This window comes from Actinokineospora baliensis (assembly GCF_016907695.1).
GTDB classification, from domain to species: Bacteria; Actinomycetota; Actinomycetes; order Mycobacteriales; family Pseudonocardiaceae; genus Actinokineospora; species Actinokineospora baliensis.
On sequence record NZ_JAFBCK010000001.1, the window covers coordinates 2,859,676 to 2,874,860 of the forward strand.

Below are 15,185 nucleotides of genomic sequence, written 5' to 3' on the forward strand. Positions count from 1 at the left end.
TTAGTTCCCACTGGCCAAACGCGTGAACGCGGACGCTCGCAACACAACAACCACCGCTGCGACCGCGCACGCGATCAACCAAAGGCCCGCCGAAGACGGAGCGAGCAGGGCGGGCAGGCTTGCCGCGACCAGGCTGGGGCCCACTACGAACGCAACCCAGGTAGTCGCCAGTCCTACTGCGGCTCGCCTGACGCCGATGAGGGTGCCTAGCGCGAGCGTCGCCGTTGTAAACGCCAAGCACGGCAGCAGCCACTGCGCGGGGGAGGCCCCGATCAGCCAACCCAACGGCAGCAGTACCGGCAGCAGGACGGCCAAGACCGCGATCGTGCGACGCAGCACCAAGTCCAAGCCCGCGCGCGGAGTGCAGGCAACGATCTCGTGTGCTGGATCCATGCCGCGCGACCACGCCGCGGCCACACCGGCGACCGGTGCGATCGGCGCCAGCAACACCAACAGTTGAGTCCCCAGGAGATCGGTGACCACAGTGACAGCGGTGACCAAGACCGTCATCGCGATCCACGGCACCATCGCGGGTGACGCCCACACGGCTGCTCGGACCCAAACCGAGCCCCGCGGCCTCGTCGCGCCTAGGTCGATCTCACCCCACACCTCGTCGAGCACCTTGTCCGGCACATGGAGCTTGGAACGGCAGGACGCGCATGTCCCGAGATGGGCCTCTATGACCGCGGCGTCGATCCCGGTGCTCAGGCCTTGGGCGTAGCTCGCGATAAGAGCTGGCGGCACGTGCGTCATGACAGCGCCCTCCCTAGAGCGATCCGGGCCCGACGCGCCCGCGTCTTCACTGTCCCCTCCGGCACGTCCAACACCCGCGAGGTCTCCTTGACGCTCAACCCGTCCACCACCAGCGCCCGCAACACCGCCCACAACTCAGGCGCCAACCCCTCCACCGCCGCCCCCACGTCCCCGTCCAAGACCTCTTCGAGCAACGCCTCCTCGGCGGATACAGCAGTTGCCGCCCCAGCCGGAACCGGTCGCCCCTCCCGCGCCTGCCTGCGGAACCCGTCCACCAACCGCCTGCTCGCGATGGTCCACAACCACCCCAGCCCCGACTCCTCCGTCAACACCAGCGACAGCCGCCCGGCCGCCCGCCACACCGCGAGGTACGTCTCCTGCATGACATCAGCGACCAATTGCTCGTCCCGGCACCGCCGCCGCAACCGCACCACCAACCAAGGCGCCGTCTGCCGGTAAAACCGCTCAAACGCCACCCTGTCGCCCCGAGCCGCCCGCTGAACCAGCCCAGCCTCGTCGCTCACACCCACACCCACTGGTCGCCCGCACGCCGCACGCAGGTTCTCGATCCGACTGTGACCTGAGACACGTCGAGCCGGTCGGGGCTGGGGTGTTCCCCTTGCCTGACCGGCGCGGCAACCCCCCACTGAGCGATCTAATCCCGCTCATTCACACTGTGGCGGTATCGGACGTGTGTCCAGAAAATGTCTTGTCAAAAGCGGGACGCGGCGGTCATACGCTCACACGATAGCGTTGTTTGACCCCTTCGGTGGAACCTGGGGGGCGCCGTACGTGCTACGCTGAATCGGTTCTATCGGGAGGTTTATTCGGGAAAAAAGGGCGAATTGCAATGAAACTGGTCATGCTGAACAAGGATCAAAATTCGGGTGGTAATGGTTGCCCGAGTGTCTATCTCGCGGAGTCCGGGGATTTTGTCGTGCAAGGCATCGAATTGGACGACGAGACCCATGCGGAGCTGGCGAATGTATTGCCCGGTGAGAACGCCGTGAGAATATCGGCGGACGTTCTGCTGGGTGCGGTGGACCGCTACCGGGCTCGATAGGGGCGACAGGTGCCGACCGTCTTCACCTCGCTCGAGGACGACGAGTTCAACCGGCTCTTCCGCGAGTTCCGGTACACCGTGTTCCGCTTGGAATCCCGGCAGCACTACCGGGTCAGCTATGAAAAGGACGAGTTCGCCCGGTTCCTGACCGGTGAGTCTAGGGGGGAGTTCCCCGGGATCTCGGGGTGGATCTCCGGGACCGTGGAGCCCGCGCGCCGCGCAGGCAAGTACATGCACCGCGTGCACATCGTCGAAGAACCCCTGTCCGACTACGTGCGGTTCGAGTGCGCGTGGGCCTATGAGCACACAGTCCCCGCGGGCGAACACGTGCGGATCATCCCGGTGGAGAAGGGGCTGTGGCCGGACGACCTGCCGCAGCGGGAATACTGGCTGTTCGACTCCGAGGTGCTCGTCGCGATGAACTACGGGGACGACGGCACTTTCCACTCCGCTGAGATCGTCGAGGACGCCGACGAAATCGTGCTGGCCAATCGGTGGCGGGACGCGGCGGTCCTGAAATCCGTGCCGTACCAGGAATTCGCCGAGCGCTACGACGCCTTGTTCGTCGAGCAGAAGTGATGATCGAGTCTGCGGCGGGCGCTGATGCCCGAGGGTGACGGCACCCGTGCCGACAACGCCAGCACTGGCGACGCGGAGAACGTGGTCCAGGTGGGCACGGTGCGCGGTGGATTGCACATCCACCACCGCGGTGTGCCCGCCGTTCCCGTGCCCCGGCAACTCCCGCCCGCCCCGGCCGGTTTCACCAATCGCGAGCCTGCCCTGCGCGCGCTCGACGAACACTCGTCACCCGCCGCGGGGCCCGCGGGCGCTGCGGTGATCGTCGGCGGTCCGGGTATGGGGAAGACCGCGCTGGCGCTGTTCTGGGCGCACGCGGCACGTGGCCGGTTCCCCGATGGCGATCTCTATATAGACATGCGCGGCTACGGCCCGGAATCACCGTTGTCCGACGACCAGGCGTTGGACGTGTTCTTACGGGCGCTGGGCGCTGCACCCGAGGTGGTGCCGCGTTCGGTCGACGAGAAAGCGGCCCTGTACCGCACGATGGTCGCCGACCGGCGCCTGCTGATCGTGATCGACAACGTCGTCTCCGCGCGGCAGATCCGCCGGTTGTTGCCCGCGACCGCGGGATGTCTCGCCGTCCTGACCAGCCGCACCAGCGTGTCGGGCCTCGTGGCCAGGGAAGGGGCGAGACTTGTGACCGTCGACGTGCTCTCACCGGACGACTCGGTCCGGCTGCTCGCCGAGATCATCGGCGACCGGCGGGTCGCGGCGGACACCCGGGCCGCCCACAGCATCGCGAACTCGTGCGGGCACCTCCCGATCGCGTTGCGCATCGTCGCCGAACGAGCGGCCAACCGCCCGCACCTGCGCCTGGCCGAGCTGGCGACCCAACTGCTCGGCGAGCACGACCGGTTGGACGCGCTCGCCCTGGCCGAGGACGAGTTGGCCGATGTCCGGGCGGTGTTCTCCTGGTCCTACCACTCCTTGTCCGAACCGAAGCAGGCGATCTTCCGGCTGATCGGGACGCACCCGGGCATCGAGTACTCCACCGCATCGATCGCGGCGCTCGTCGACGTCGAACCCGACCTGCTGGTGGCGCAGTTGCACGAACTGGCCGCCGCGCACCTCTTGCACGAGGTCGCGCCGGGCCGCTTCCAGTTGCACGACCTCATCCGCGTGTACGCACGCGAACGGTGTGAACGCACAAACTCGCAGCGCGGCCGGACCGAGGCGGTGCGCCGGGTCCTCGGCTGGTACCTCTGGGCGGCGGACGCGGGTCGCGCCACGATCTTGCCCCACTCGAACACCGTGCCGATGCCGCCCGCGCCAGCCACCCCGGTGCCGGAGTTCGCCACACCCGCCGCGGCGCGGGCCTGGTTCGAGCGCGAGCGGTTCACCCTCCTGGCGGCAATCGAACTGGCGACCGACCTGGGCCACTACGACCTCGCGTGGAAACTGCCGGTCGTCCTCGACGGGCTCTTCGAACTCAGCGCCTACTGGAACGACTGGCGGGAGATCCACGAAACCGGGTTGGCCGCCGCGCGGGCACTGCTCGATCCGCTGGGGATGTCGGCCAACCTGCTCGGCCTGGGCGACTACCACTGGCGGTTCGGCGAGTTCGAGGCCGCGGCTGCGGTGTACACGGAGTGTGCGGCGCTCGCACGCCAGATCGGGCACTCGTGGCTGATCGGGTTTTCAACGCGAGGCCTCGGCCTGGCCATGGAGGGCGTCGACGACCTCGATGCCGCCATGGGGTACTACCGCGAGGCGCTCTCGGTCTTCGACACCGCTGGCCTGCCCCGCGGGTCGGGGATGGCGTTGCTGAGCATCGGCAAGGTGCACTACCGGCTCGGGGCCCTGCCCGAAGCGGTTGACCACTGCGAACGCGCGGTCGCGGTCTTCGCCGGTATCGACGACCAGTGGAGCCAGGCATGGGGCACGCTGCAGTTGATCCAGGTCCAGCGCGATCTCGGGCACCTCGACGACGCCATTGCCCGCGGGGCGATAGCGGTCGACATCTTCAGTGAGTTCGCTGACCACCGGAGCGAGGCGGCTGTTCTGGTCGAGCTCGGCGAGGTGCACACGCGGCGCGGGGATCCGGCGAGCGCCGCGGTGGCCTGGCACCGGGCAGGGGACTTGTACGACTTGCTCGGTGACCCCGCCGCGGCCGCGGTGCGGCAGAGGATCGGGGGAGCGGGTGGACCGTGACGGCGTGGCGATCGAGGTCGGTGGTGCCTGCCTCGCCGAGCAACACCACAGCGACCTCCGTTCCCTCTACGACCGGGTCTTCTCCGCCCCGCCGTTCGTCTGGTCGGACGACGGTCCGGCTGGGCACGACGCCTCGCTCACCGAACTCCGGACCGACCCGACGTTCGGGATCGCGGTAGCCCGACGGGGCGGCGAGGTGATCGGTTTCGCGTACGGTCACCGCCTTCCGGTCGACCACAAGTGGTGGGCGGACTTCCCCGACCCGTTGCCCAGCGACGTCACCGCCGAATGGCCAGGCAGGACCTTCGCGTTGGACGACTTCGCGGTGGCGCCCGGCGAACGGGGGCGTGGAATCGGTCTCGCGGTGCTGTCCGCGCTGCTCGACACGAGGGAGGAACACCGCGCGGTGCTGTCGGTCCAGCCGACCGCGGTGCGGGCCCACGAGTTCTACCGGCGGACGGGCTGGAACTGCCTGGGGCTGAAGGGCCCCGTGCCGGGTGCCACACCGCCGTCTTGGTTGATCTTCGTCCGGGACTTGGGCGGCTGAGCCGCCGGGCCAAGCGTCATCCACTGGTCAACTCGGGTTGGTCCGGGCGCTGTGGTGGGCGATTACAAACCGGCTCATGACCGAACTGAACCGCAGGACCCTGTTGCGCGCCGGTGGTATCGGCGCGGGCGCCCTCGCCGCCGGGGTGGCGCTGCCCGGTGTCGCCTTCGCGACCCCCAAGGCGCGGCCGGTGCTCACCCACGGCGTCCAGACCGGCGATGTCACCAGTGATGGCGCGCTGCTGTGGGCCCGGGCGGACCGGGCGTCGCGGATGGTGGTCGAGGTCTCCAGGGACCCGTCCTTCCGCCACGCCCGCTGCCTGCGTGGGCCCGTCCTCACCCCCACCACCGACGGTACCGGCAAGCTCCGGCTCACCGGGCTGCCCGCGGGCCAGGAGATCCACTACCGGGTGCACGCCGAGGACCTCGACGGCCGTACCAGCAGTGCGCCGCTGGTCGGGTCCTTCCGCACCGCGCCGCTGGGGCGGGAGGACGTCCGCTTCACCTGGTCCGGGGACGTCGCCGGGCAGGGGTGGGGGATCAACCCGGACATCGGGGGCATGACCGCCTACGCCGCGATGCTGGCCCGCCGACCCGACTTCTTCATCCACAGCGGTGACACCGTCTACGCCGACGGGCCGCTCAAGGAGACGGTGGCGCTGCCCGACGGTCGGGTGTGGCGCAACATCGTGACGCCGGAGAAGCTGAAGGTGGCGGAGACGCTCGCCGAGTACCGCGGGCAGTTCGCCTACAATCTGCTCGACGAGAATGTGCGTGCGTTCGCGGCGCGGGTGCCCAGCATCGTTCAATGGGATGACCATGAAGTTACGAACAACTGGTACCCCGGCGAGATCCTCGACCTGCCGCAGTACACAGAAAAGCGCGTAGACGTTCTCGCGGCCCGCGCGACCCAGGCGTTCCACGAGTGGCAGCCGGTCGACCGTCGGCGCGCCGAGGACGGTCGCCTGTACCGCAGCTTCTCTTACGGTAAGCACGTCGAGATCTTCGTGCTCGACATGCGCACCTACAAGGACGCCAACACTGCCGACAAGAACGGCCAGGGCCAGATCCTGGGCGCTCGCCAGGCCCGCTGGCTCGTCGACGGCCTCGCCCGCAGCCGCGCCACCTGGAAGATCGTGGCCGCCGACCTCCCCATCGGCCTGATCGTCCCCGACGGCAAAGACATCGAAGGCGTCGCCAACGGTCTACCCGGTGCCCCCGCGGGCCGCGAGTTCGAACTGGCCTGGGTCCTGCGCACCCTCGCCCGCCGCCACGTCCGCAACATCGTCTGGCTGACCGCGGACGTGCACTACACCGCCGCGCACCACTACTCACCCGACCGAGCCGCAGTGGCCGACTTCGACCCGTTCTGGGAGTTCGTCTCCGGCCCTCTGCACGCGGGGGCGTTCGGCCCGAACACGCTCGACCCGACCTTCGGCCCCGAGGCTGCTTTTGTGCACGCCCCGCCGGTCGCGAACACCTCGCCCCTGGAGGGCTTCCAGCACTTCGGAGAGGTCCAAGTAGACGGCCGCACCGGCGACCTCACCGTCTACCTCCGCGACGGCAAGGGCACCTCGCTCTGGTCGAAGACGCTGAGGCCCAGCCGCTAGTACACAGTGGACACGTTGTTGGCGAAGAGGTACCAGGTCGCGTAGGCGGCACCGGAGTGGATCGCTGCGGCTGCGGTGGGGGTGTAGGGGCCTCCAGCGCGGATGCGGAGTTCCATTCCGGTTGTCGCGCGTTCGAAGGAGAAGACGGTGGTTCTGCCTGCGCCTTCGGTGTGGCCGGGGAGTGATAGGAAGGTCCACGAGTTGTCTGTCCTGTCTATCACCTGCACGGGGTTAGACAGTCCAGGGAACGCATAGAGGTCACACCTTCCCCCTATAGGCGGCAGCTCCACACAGTTCGAGTCGAACGGGAAGAACAGTGCGAAGTTGTGAGCCACGCTCTCAGTCAACGCCTCCACGCTGAGGTCTGTCTCCAAGGCCAGTGGGTACCGGTAGGCGTAAGAGAGGCCGGCGGCGGCTGGGAGGGCGGTAGCGGACAGCATCACCGCTGATAGGGCCAGCGACTTGAACATGAGGCCAACGGTGGTCAGCCAAGAGGGAGCCGGACAAACGCTGCCACCGCACCGGGTTACCCTGCTCACACGCTCGTGTGGTCTACACGACGCCAGAACCGTGAAATGGAGTACCGAGAACCGTGAGTGAGCGCACCCTGGTCCTGGTCAAGCCCGACGGTGTCAGCCGGGGCCTGGTCGGGGAGGTCATCTCCCGCATCGAGCACAAGGGGCTGTCGCTGGCCGCGCTCGAGCTGCGCACCGTCGAGCGCGAGGTCGCCGAGCAGCACTACGCCGAGCACGCCGAGAAGGGCTTCTTCGGCGACCTGCTCGACTTCATCACCGGTGGTCCGCTCGTCGCGCTCGTGGTCGAGGGCCCGCGGGCCATCTCCGCGTTCCGCCAGCTCGCGGGCGGGACCGACCCGGTCGACAAGGCCACCCCGGGCACCATCCGCGGTGACTTCGGCCTGGAGGTCCAGTTCAACCTGGTGCACGGCTCCGACTCGGCCGACTCCGCCGAGCGCGAGATCAAGATCTGGTTCCCGAACCTCTGAGGACCCCGCGCCGCCCGGCCGCAACCGCCGGGCGGCGCGAAACTCCGTCGGGAATTGTCGGTGCCTGCGGCTAGGGTGCCCGCGTGGCAGATGGGGCACTGGTCAGAGCACGAGGCCTGACGAAGACGTTCGGCGACTTCGAGGCCGTGCGCGGGATCGACCTCGACGTTCGGCCTGGGGAGGCGTTCGGGTTCCTCGGGCCCAACGGCGCGGGCAAGTCGTCGACTATGCGGATGGTGTCCTGCGTGTCGCCGCGCACCGGCGGTGAGCTGTCCGTGCTCGGCATGGACCCCAGCAGCCAGGGCCCGGCCATCCGCGCCCGGCTCGGTGTGGTCCCGCAGCAGGACAACCTCGACAACGAGCTGACCGTGCGGCAGAACCTGCACGTCTACGGCCGCTACTTCGGACTGTCCAAAGCCCACGTCCGGGCCAAGGCGGTCGAGCTGCTGGAGTTCGCCCAGCTCGCCGACCGGGGTGACGACGACGTCGAGCCGCTGTCCGGGGGCATGAAGCGCAGGCTCACCATCGCCCGCTCGCTGATCAACGACCCCCAGCTCCTGCTGCTCGACGAGCCGACCACCGGCCTGGACCCGCAGGCCCGCCACCTGCTCTGGGACCGGCTGTTCCGGCTCCGCCAGGAGGGCGTCACCCTCATCATCACCACGCACTACATGGACGAGGCCGAGCAGCTGTGCGACCGGCTGGTCGTCATGGACGGCGGCAAGATCGTCGCCGAGGGCAGCCCGACCGAGCTGATCGCGAAGTACTGCAGCCGCGAGGTCCTCGAGCTGCGGTTCACCACCGACAAGCCCGACGCGGCGGCCATCGACGGGCTCGCCGACCGGGTCGAGGTCCTGCCCGACCGCCTGCTGCTCTACACGACCGACGGCGAGGCGTCCCTGGCCGCCGCCCACCAGCGCGGCCTGACACCCGCCTCCAGCCTGGTCCGCCGCGGCACCCTCGAAGACGTCTTCCTGCGCCTCACCGGCCGGACGTTGGTGGACTGATGACCACCGCCACCCGCGCGCACGTCCCGGCCACCCCGACCGCCGTCTGGCTGGTCGTCGAGGGCCTGTGGGCCTGGTACCGCCGCAACTGGCGGTCCTCGGCGGTGTCCAGCGTCATCGAGCCGGTGCTGTTCCTGCTGGCCCTCGGCCTCGGCTTCGGCTCCCAGATCCAGCCCAGCGCGGCCACCGGCGGCCTGCCCTACGTCCAGTACCTGGCGCCCGCGCTGGTCGTGGCCTCCGCGCTGCAGACAGCGGCCTTCGAATCGACGTACCCGGTGCTCGCCGCCTTCAAGTGGAAGGGCACGTTCCTCGGCGTCGCGTCCACCCCGATCACCTCCACCCAGCTCGCCCTCGGCCAGTTGCTCTGGATCTTCCTGCGGCTGTCGGTCTCCTCGGTGGCCTTCCTGGTCATCGCGGCCCTGCTCGGCGCCGTGACCAGCTTGGGCGTCATCGGGTCGCTGTTCGCCGCCCTGCTCGCCGCCATGGCCTTCGCCGCGCCCGTGGTCGCGTACTCGGCGACCCTGCAGTCCGAGGGACAGCAGTTCAGCGCCATCTTCCGGTTCATCGTGGTCCCGATGACGGTGTTCGCGGGCACCTTCTTCCCGGTCGACCAGCTGCCCGCCTGGGTGCGCCCGATCGTGTGGCTGACCCCGCTCTGGCACGGCACCGAGCTCTCCAGAGCCTCCGCCTTCGGCACAGGTGAGTTCTTCCCCGTGCTGGGCCACCTGGCCTTCCTGGTCGCCCTGGTCGTCATAGGTGGGCACTTCGTCGTGCGCAACTTCGCCCGCAGGCTGGAGGTCTAGGTGACCACGACGGCGTCAGCACCGAACACCACGCGCACCGGCCTGCTGCTGCGCGTCCTGCCCGTCGGCATGTACGCGGGCCGCTCCCGGGCCCTCGTGGAGCGGTCGCTGCTGGTCAACCGGCGCGCCTGGCTGCAGGTCGTGTCCGGGTTCTTCGAGCCGCTGTTCTTCCTGTTCGGGCTCGGCTTCGGCTTCGGGAAGCTGATCGGCGACGTCGTCGGCCCCGGCGGCGAGACGATCAGCTACGTCGCCTACGTCGCGCCCGCCCTGCTCGCCGCCTCAGCCATGAACGGCGCCGTCTACGACGCCACCTTCAACCTGTTCTTCAAGCTCAAGTACGCCAAGCTCTACGACGCCGTGCTGACCACCCCGCTCGGCCCGCTCGACGTCGCGATCGGCGAGATCACCTGGGCGCTGATCCGCGGCGCGCTCTACGGCACCGGCTTCCTCACCGTCATGCTCGGCATGGGCCTGCTGACCTCCCCGTGGGCCGTGCTCGCCTTACCCGCGGCCGTCCTCATCGCGTTCGCCTTCGGTGCGCTGGGGATGGCCTGCACCACCTTCATGCGGTCGTGGCACGACTTCGACCTGGTGCAGCTCGCGCTGGTCCCGATGTTCCTGTTCTCGACGACCTTCTACCCGATCACGGTGTACCCCGAGGGTGTCCAGTTCGCGGTCAAGTGCTTCCCGCTCTACCACGCGATCGAGGTCATGCGGGCGCTGTGCACCGGGTTCGTCGACTTCTCCCTGGTCGGCCACCTCGCCTACTTCGCGGTGATGGCGGTCGTCGGGGTCGTCGTCGCGTCCCGGCGGCTCGGCAAGCTGCTGCTCGCCTGAAGGTCGCTGGGCCGAGAGGGTTACCCTGGTTCGCTGTGAGCGTCGAGTCAGTCTTCCCCCAACTTGAGCTGTTGCTGCCCAGGGTGTCCAAGCCGGTCCAGTACGTCGGCGGGGAGCTCAACGCCACCGTCAAGGAGTGGGACAGCACCACCGTGCGGTGGGCGCTGATGTACCCCGACGCCTACGAGGTGGGGCTGCCCAACCAGGGCGTCATGATCCTCTACGAGGTGCTCAACGAGATCCAGGACGTGCTGGCCGAGCGCACCTACGCGGTCTGGCCGGACCTGGAGAAGCTCATGCGGGAGCACGGCGTCCCGCAGTTCACCGTCGACGGGCACCGCCCGCTCGGCGCCTTCGACATGCTCGGCGTCAGCTTCTCCACCGAGCTCGGCTACACGAACATGCTCACCGCGCTCGACCTCGCCGGGATCCCGCTGCACGCCGCCGACCGCACCGAGGACCACCCGGTCGTGCTCGCGGGCGGGCACGCCGCCTTCAACCCGGAGCCGATCGCCGACTTCATCGACGCCGCGGTGCTCGGCGACGGCGAGGAAGCCGTCATCGAGATCACCGACATCATCCGGGCGTGGAAGGCCGAGGGCCGCCCCGGCGGCCGCGACGAGCTGCTGACCAGGATGGCCGAGACCGGCGGCGTCTACATCCCGCGCTTCTACGACGTCGCCTACCGCCTCGACGGCCACCTCGACTCCGTCACCGCCAACCGCCCCCGGGTCCCCGAGACCGTCGCCAAGCGCACCACCATGGACCTCGACGCCTGGCCGTACCCGAAGCAGCCGCTGGTGCCGCTGGCCGAGAGCGTGCACGAGCGGATGAGCGTGGAGATCTTCCGCGGCTGCACCAGGGGCTGCCGGTTCTGCCAGGCCGGGATGATCACCCGCCCGGTCCGCGAGCGCTCCATCGAGGGCATCGGCGCGATGATCCAGACCGGCCTGGCCAACAGCGGCTTCGAGGAGGTCGGCCTGCTCAGCCTCTCCAGCGCCGACCACTCCGAGATCGGCGAGATCACCAAGCAGCTCGCCGACCGCTACGAGGGCACCAACACCGGCCTGTCGCTGCCCAGCACCCGCGTCGACGCGTTCAACATCGATCTCGCCAACGAGCTCTCCCGCAACGGTCGCCGCTCCGGGCTGACCTTCGCCCCCGAGGGCGGCAGCGAGCGGATCCGCAAGGTCATCAACAAGATGGTGTCCGAAGAGGACCTCATCAAGACCGTCAGCGCCGCCTACGCGCAGGGGTGGCGGCAGGTGAAGCTGTACTTCATGTGCGGTCTGCCCACCGAGACCGACGACGACGTCCTGCAGATCGCCGAGATGGCCAAGAACGTCATCCGCGCCGGTCGGGCCGCCAGTGGTCGTAAGGACATCCGCTGCACGATTTCCATCGGCGGGTTCGTCCCCAAGCCGCACACCCCGTTCCAGTGGGCGTCGCAGTGCCACCCCGACGTGGTCGACTCCCGGCTGCGCAAGCTGCGTGAGGCGGTCAACTCCGACCGCGACCGCAGCATCGGCCGCAACATCGGCATGCGATACCACGATGGCAAGCCCAGCCTCATCGAAGGCTTGCTCTCCCGCGGTGACCGGCGCATCGGCAAGGTCATCGAAGCCGTCTGGCGCGAAGGCGGCCGGTTCGACGGCTGGAGCGAGCACTTCTCTTACGAGCGTTGGACTTCTGCCGCGGCAGCCGAGTTGGAGCCTCTAGGCGTGTCCCTCGACTGGTTCACGACCCGTGAGCGGCTCGAGGCCGAGGTCCTGCCCTGGGACCACCTGGACTCCGGCCTGGAGAAGAACTGGCTCTGGGACGACTGGCAGGACGCCCTCGACGAGCGCGAGCAGGACGACTGCCGCTGGACCCCGTGCTTCGACTGCGGCGTCTGCCCGGCCATGGGCACCGACATCGAGATCGGGCCTACCGGCCGCAAGCTCCTGCCGATCAGCCCGGTCGGCGTCGGCTCCCCGGTACGCAATCCGGCTCTTACTTCTTCGTGAGGGTCTATAGGGCCACCGACGCGGATATCGCGTCGGTGGCCGCCTTGAGGCGCGCCTCGACCGAGGAGGACAAGGGCGCGCCGGTCACGGATCCGGACTTCGACGCCGAGTTCGCCCGGTGGTGGCAGCAGGAGCGGTCGCGGCGGGAGTTCTGGATCGCCGAGGCGGACCGCCCCATCGGCTTCTGCAACCTGGTCGAGTTCACCCGCATGCCCCGTCCTGGCATCGGGCGCTTCGCCTGGGGCTACATCAGCAACTTCTACGTTCTGCCCGAGCACCGCAACGAAGGCGTAGGCGCTCAACTCATCAAGGCAGCCTTGGACTACGCCGACAGCGTTGGGTACGTACGCGTGGTTCTTAGCCCAACCGAGCGCGCTATCCCGTTCTATCAGCGTGCCGGGTTTGGTCCCGCAGACTCGCTAATGCTGCGCTTGCCGCCTACTGAGTGACCGCGTTCATCGCGTCGACCAGGCCGTGTCCATAGAAGCTGTTGAACGGCGCGTACCCCGAGCAGTACGCGTCCTGCACACCCGCACCGTCGAGGTCGTAGTCAGCAGGGCACGCGATGCTTGTCGCGCCGTTGGTCAGCAGCCTGGTCAACTGCTGCGCCGAAGCACCCGGGTGCGTTGACGCCAGCAGCGCGGCCACGCCCGACACGTGCGGCGCGGCCATAGACGTCCCGCAGACCTGCGCGTACCCGCCGGGCACCGTCGACAGCACGCAGGTGCCGGTGGACTGCTCCCCGCCCGGCGCGGTCACGTCGATCACGCCGAGTCCATAGGCGCTGTAGCCCGCCTTCACCCGATCCGGGCCCACCGCGGACACCGCGATCACTCCGCGCAACCCCGCGGGCAGCACCCGACAGTTCCCGTCCAGCGTCCGCCACTGCCCGTTCGGCCCGGCCGTCTGACCGCTTGGGGACGCCAGGTCACGGCTCTCGTTCGTGGCCGCGGCGACGCTGAGCACACCGCGGCTGGTCGCGCGGTCGGCCGCGCGGCGGACCGCCTCGTAGACCACGTGCTCCTCGCCCCGGTCGCAGGTCAACGGCCACGGATCGACGAAGTAGCTGTTGTTGGCCACCGCCATCCCGTTGGCCGCGGCCCACATCAGCCCGCACACCACCGACTCCGGCCGCACCGTCCCGTCGTCGTCGACCACCTTCACCGAGGCCAACCGCACCCCGGGGGCGACGCCGGTGATCCCCTTGCCGTCGGCGGCCGCGGCGATGATCCCCGCCACGTGCGTGCCGTGCGGCGAGGTCGTCGGCGCCCAGGCCGCGGGGCTCGGGTCGGCTTTGCCGCTCAGGCAGCCCGCCGAGCGGGACGGGTCCACCGCGTGCGCCAGGTCGGGGTGGGTCGCGTCGATGCCCGAGTCGAGCACCCCGACCAGCACGCCCTTGCTCCCGGTGGACACCGCGTGCGCGGCGTCCGCGCGGATCATGCTCATGTCCCACTGCTCGCCGGAGCGGTCCTCGGTCGCGTCACCGCCACCGGTGGTCACCCTCGGCGCGATCTTGCCCGCGTGCCCGGCCTCCACCGCCTCGGTGCTGAACGCCCGGTCCCGGCCCAGCCGCTCGGCGAAGCGCGGGTCACCCGATGTGGCTACCCCGACAGAGATTTCGCCGTAGTAGGCAACCGTCGACCCGCACGCCAACGTCATCTCGTTGGACGCGGCCTCGGCTGTGGTCCCCTCGGCGAACAGCACCAGGTAGCGCGACTGCGACCCCGTCGGGTGGCAGGGCAGCGACCCGTCCTCGAGGGGTTCCCCGTCGGCGAGGCTGGGGACGGCGAACGCCGCCGCGACTATCGCGACGCTGACCGCCGCCGCCCTCGTCAGGCGGAGCAGAGGCACGGGCGACCTCCAGTGCATTCCCTCGGCGCGGGCTGTCCACTCCGTGCGGACGCTAGCCGGCCGCTGCGGGGGAAACAAGTTCGCGGGCCGAATTGGCGCTCCCGGTACGGTGCCACCTACGGCGGTGGGCTCACCACCGGAGCAAGAGCAGACCACCAGAAGGAGTAATCCTGAGCCGCCAGGACCAGCCCAACCCGTCGGCGTCGCCGGTGCAGAAGATCCGGCTGCGCTACGCCAAGCGGGGCAGGCTCCGCTTCACCTCCCACCGCGACGTCGCCAGGGCCTTCGAGCGGGCGCTGCGCCGGGCGGGCGTCCCGATGGCCTACTCGCAGGGCTTCAGCCCGCACCCGAAGATCTCCTGGATCGGCGCGGCGCCGACCGGGGTGGCCAGCGAGGCCGAGTACGTCGAGGTCCAACTGGTCGAGCGGGTCGACCCGCAGCGGCTGGCCGAGGTGCTCGACTCCGCCCTCGCGCCGGGTCTCGACGTGCTGGAAGCCGTCGAGGCGGGCCCGGGCGGGCTCGCCGAGCGGATGGAGGCCAGCGACTGGCACATCGAGCTGCCCGGGGTCGCGCCAGCGGACCTGCGCGGCGCGGTCGAGCGGTTGCTGGCAACCGAGCACGTGGAAGTTGAGCGGTTGACCAAGGACGGCAGGCGGCTCATCGACGCCCGACCTGCGGTTATCCGCGCCGAGGTGACCGAGGGTGTCCCCGGCGAGCGCGACGCGCCGGGCGGTGTGGGCCCGGACATGTCCTACCCGGAGCGTTCGTGTGGGATACTGCGTGTGGTCGTGCGGCAGACAACACCGGCCGTGCGGCCCGACGACGTACTGAGCGCGCTGCGTGTCGTCGCCGCCCTGGAACCACCGGTGCCCGCTAAGGCGACTCGGCTGGCCCAGGGACGGCTTGACGACGATGGCGGTCTGTCCGACCCGTTGGCCCAAGACAGGCAAGCGGGGATCGGGTAGTCCATCGGGGA

General features: G+C 69.3%; 16 protein-coding genes. 12 read left to right on the forward strand and 4 right to left on the reverse strand.

What is annotated here, in order from left to right:
* Both JOD54_RS13670 and JOD54_RS13675 read right to left on the reverse strand, forming a co-directional pair.
* Positions 1-753, reverse strand: a complete 753-nt coding sequence (locus JOD54_RS13670; protein ID WP_204450892.1) for a zf-HC2 domain-containing protein — start codon at positions 751-753, stop codon at positions 1-3.
* Complete coding sequence (locus tag JOD54_RS13675; RefSeq protein WP_307859994.1) at positions 750-1,400, reverse strand: RNA polymerase sigma factor; 651 nt, start codon at positions 1,398-1,400, stop codon at positions 750-752. Before JOD54_RS13675 ends, JOD54_RS13670 begins: the two co-directional genes overlap by 4 nt.
* A gap of 203 nt (positions 1,401-1,603) precedes the next feature.
* Here JOD54_RS13675 and JOD54_RS13680 point away from each other — a divergent pair, with 203 nt between their 5' ends.
* The 5 genes from JOD54_RS13680 (at position 1,604) to JOD54_RS13700 (ending at position 6,702) form a co-directional block, all read left to right on the forward strand.
* The gene (locus JOD54_RS13680; RefSeq protein WP_204450894.1) at positions 1,604-1,816 is read left to right on the forward strand and encodes a hypothetical protein; all 213 of its coding nucleotides are present in this window, start codon (positions 1,604-1,606) and stop codon (positions 1,814-1,816) included.
* Between the two features lie 9 nt (positions 1,817-1,825).
* Entirely contained in the window at positions 1,826-2,395 is a 570-nt protein-coding gene (locus tag JOD54_RS13685) for a DUF6879 family protein (protein ID WP_204450895.1), read from the forward strand.
* A gap of 24 nt (positions 2,396-2,419) precedes the next feature.
* Positions 2,420-4,546 carry an ATP-binding protein gene (locus tag JOD54_RS13690; protein ID WP_204450896.1) on the forward strand — a complete coding sequence of 709 codons (2,127 nt, stop codon included), beginning with the start codon at positions 2,420-2,422 and terminating at the stop codon, positions 4,544-4,546.
* The gene (locus JOD54_RS13695) at positions 4,536-5,093 is read left to right on the forward strand and encodes a GNAT family N-acetyltransferase (protein WP_204450897.1); all 558 of its coding nucleotides are present in this window, start codon (positions 4,536-4,538) and stop codon (positions 5,091-5,093) included. The genes JOD54_RS13690 and JOD54_RS13695 overlap by 11 nt, the downstream gene beginning before the upstream one ends.
* Positions 5,094-5,169: 76 nt before the next feature.
* Positions 5,170-6,702 carry an alkaline phosphatase D family protein gene (locus JOD54_RS13700; RefSeq protein WP_204450898.1) on the forward strand — a complete coding sequence of 511 codons (1,533 nt, stop codon included), beginning with the start codon at positions 5,170-5,172 and terminating at the stop codon, positions 6,700-6,702.
* On the opposite strand, the gene JOD54_RS13705 is transcribed toward JOD54_RS13700, so the two are convergent.
* Positions 6,699-7,172, reverse strand: coding sequence for a hypothetical protein (locus JOD54_RS13705; RefSeq protein WP_204450899.1), 474 nt, complete (start codon positions 7,170-7,172; stop codon positions 6,699-6,701). The genes JOD54_RS13700 and JOD54_RS13705 overlap by 4 nt on opposite strands.
* A 122-nt stretch (positions 7,173-7,294) precedes the next feature.
* Here JOD54_RS13705 and ndk point away from each other — a divergent pair, with 122 nt between their 5' ends.
* The 6 genes from ndk to JOD54_RS13735 all read left to right on the forward strand — a co-directional run bounded on the left by ndk (position 7,295) and on the right by JOD54_RS13735 (position 12,807).
* Positions 7,295-7,705, forward strand: a complete 411-nt coding sequence (gene ndk, locus JOD54_RS13710; RefSeq protein ID WP_204450900.1) for a nucleoside-diphosphate kinase — start codon at positions 7,295-7,297, stop codon at positions 7,703-7,705.
* 83 nt (positions 7,706-7,788) lie between these two features.
* Entirely contained in the window at positions 7,789-8,712 is a 924-nt protein-coding gene (locus tag JOD54_RS13715; protein WP_204450901.1) for an ABC transporter ATP-binding protein, read from the forward strand.
* A complete protein-coding gene (locus JOD54_RS13720) occupies positions 8,712-9,515 on the forward strand; it encodes an ABC transporter permease (protein ID WP_204450902.1) in 804 nt (267 codons plus the stop codon). The genes JOD54_RS13715 and JOD54_RS13720 overlap by 1 nt, the downstream gene beginning before the upstream one ends.
* Complete coding sequence (locus JOD54_RS13725; protein WP_372440313.1) at positions 9,516-10,352, forward strand: ABC transporter permease; 837 nt, start codon at positions 9,516-9,518, stop codon at positions 10,350-10,352. It begins immediately after the preceding gene.
* Between the two features lie 35 nt (positions 10,353-10,387).
* Complete coding sequence (locus JOD54_RS13730) at positions 10,388-12,358, forward strand: TIGR03960 family B12-binding radical SAM protein (protein WP_204450903.1); 1,971 nt, start codon at positions 10,388-10,390, stop codon at positions 12,356-12,358.
* Positions 12,355-12,807, forward strand: a complete 453-nt coding sequence (locus JOD54_RS13735) for a GNAT family N-acetyltransferase (RefSeq protein WP_307859997.1) — start codon at positions 12,355-12,357, stop codon at positions 12,805-12,807. The genes JOD54_RS13730 and JOD54_RS13735 overlap by 4 nt, the downstream gene beginning before the upstream one ends.
* Here JOD54_RS13735 and JOD54_RS13740 read toward each other — a convergent pair.
* A complete protein-coding gene (locus JOD54_RS13740) occupies positions 12,797-14,227 on the reverse strand; it encodes a S8 family peptidase (RefSeq protein WP_204450905.1) in 1,431 nt (476 codons plus the stop codon). The genes JOD54_RS13735 and JOD54_RS13740 overlap by 11 nt on opposite strands.
* A gap of 191 nt (positions 14,228-14,418) precedes the next feature.
* Here JOD54_RS13740 and JOD54_RS13745 point away from each other — a divergent pair, with 191 nt between their 5' ends.
* Positions 14,419-15,174, forward strand: a complete 756-nt coding sequence (locus JOD54_RS13745) for a TIGR03936 family radical SAM-associated protein (RefSeq protein WP_204450906.1) — start codon at positions 14,419-14,421, stop codon at positions 15,172-15,174.
* Positions 15,175-15,185 lie beyond the last annotated feature (11 nt).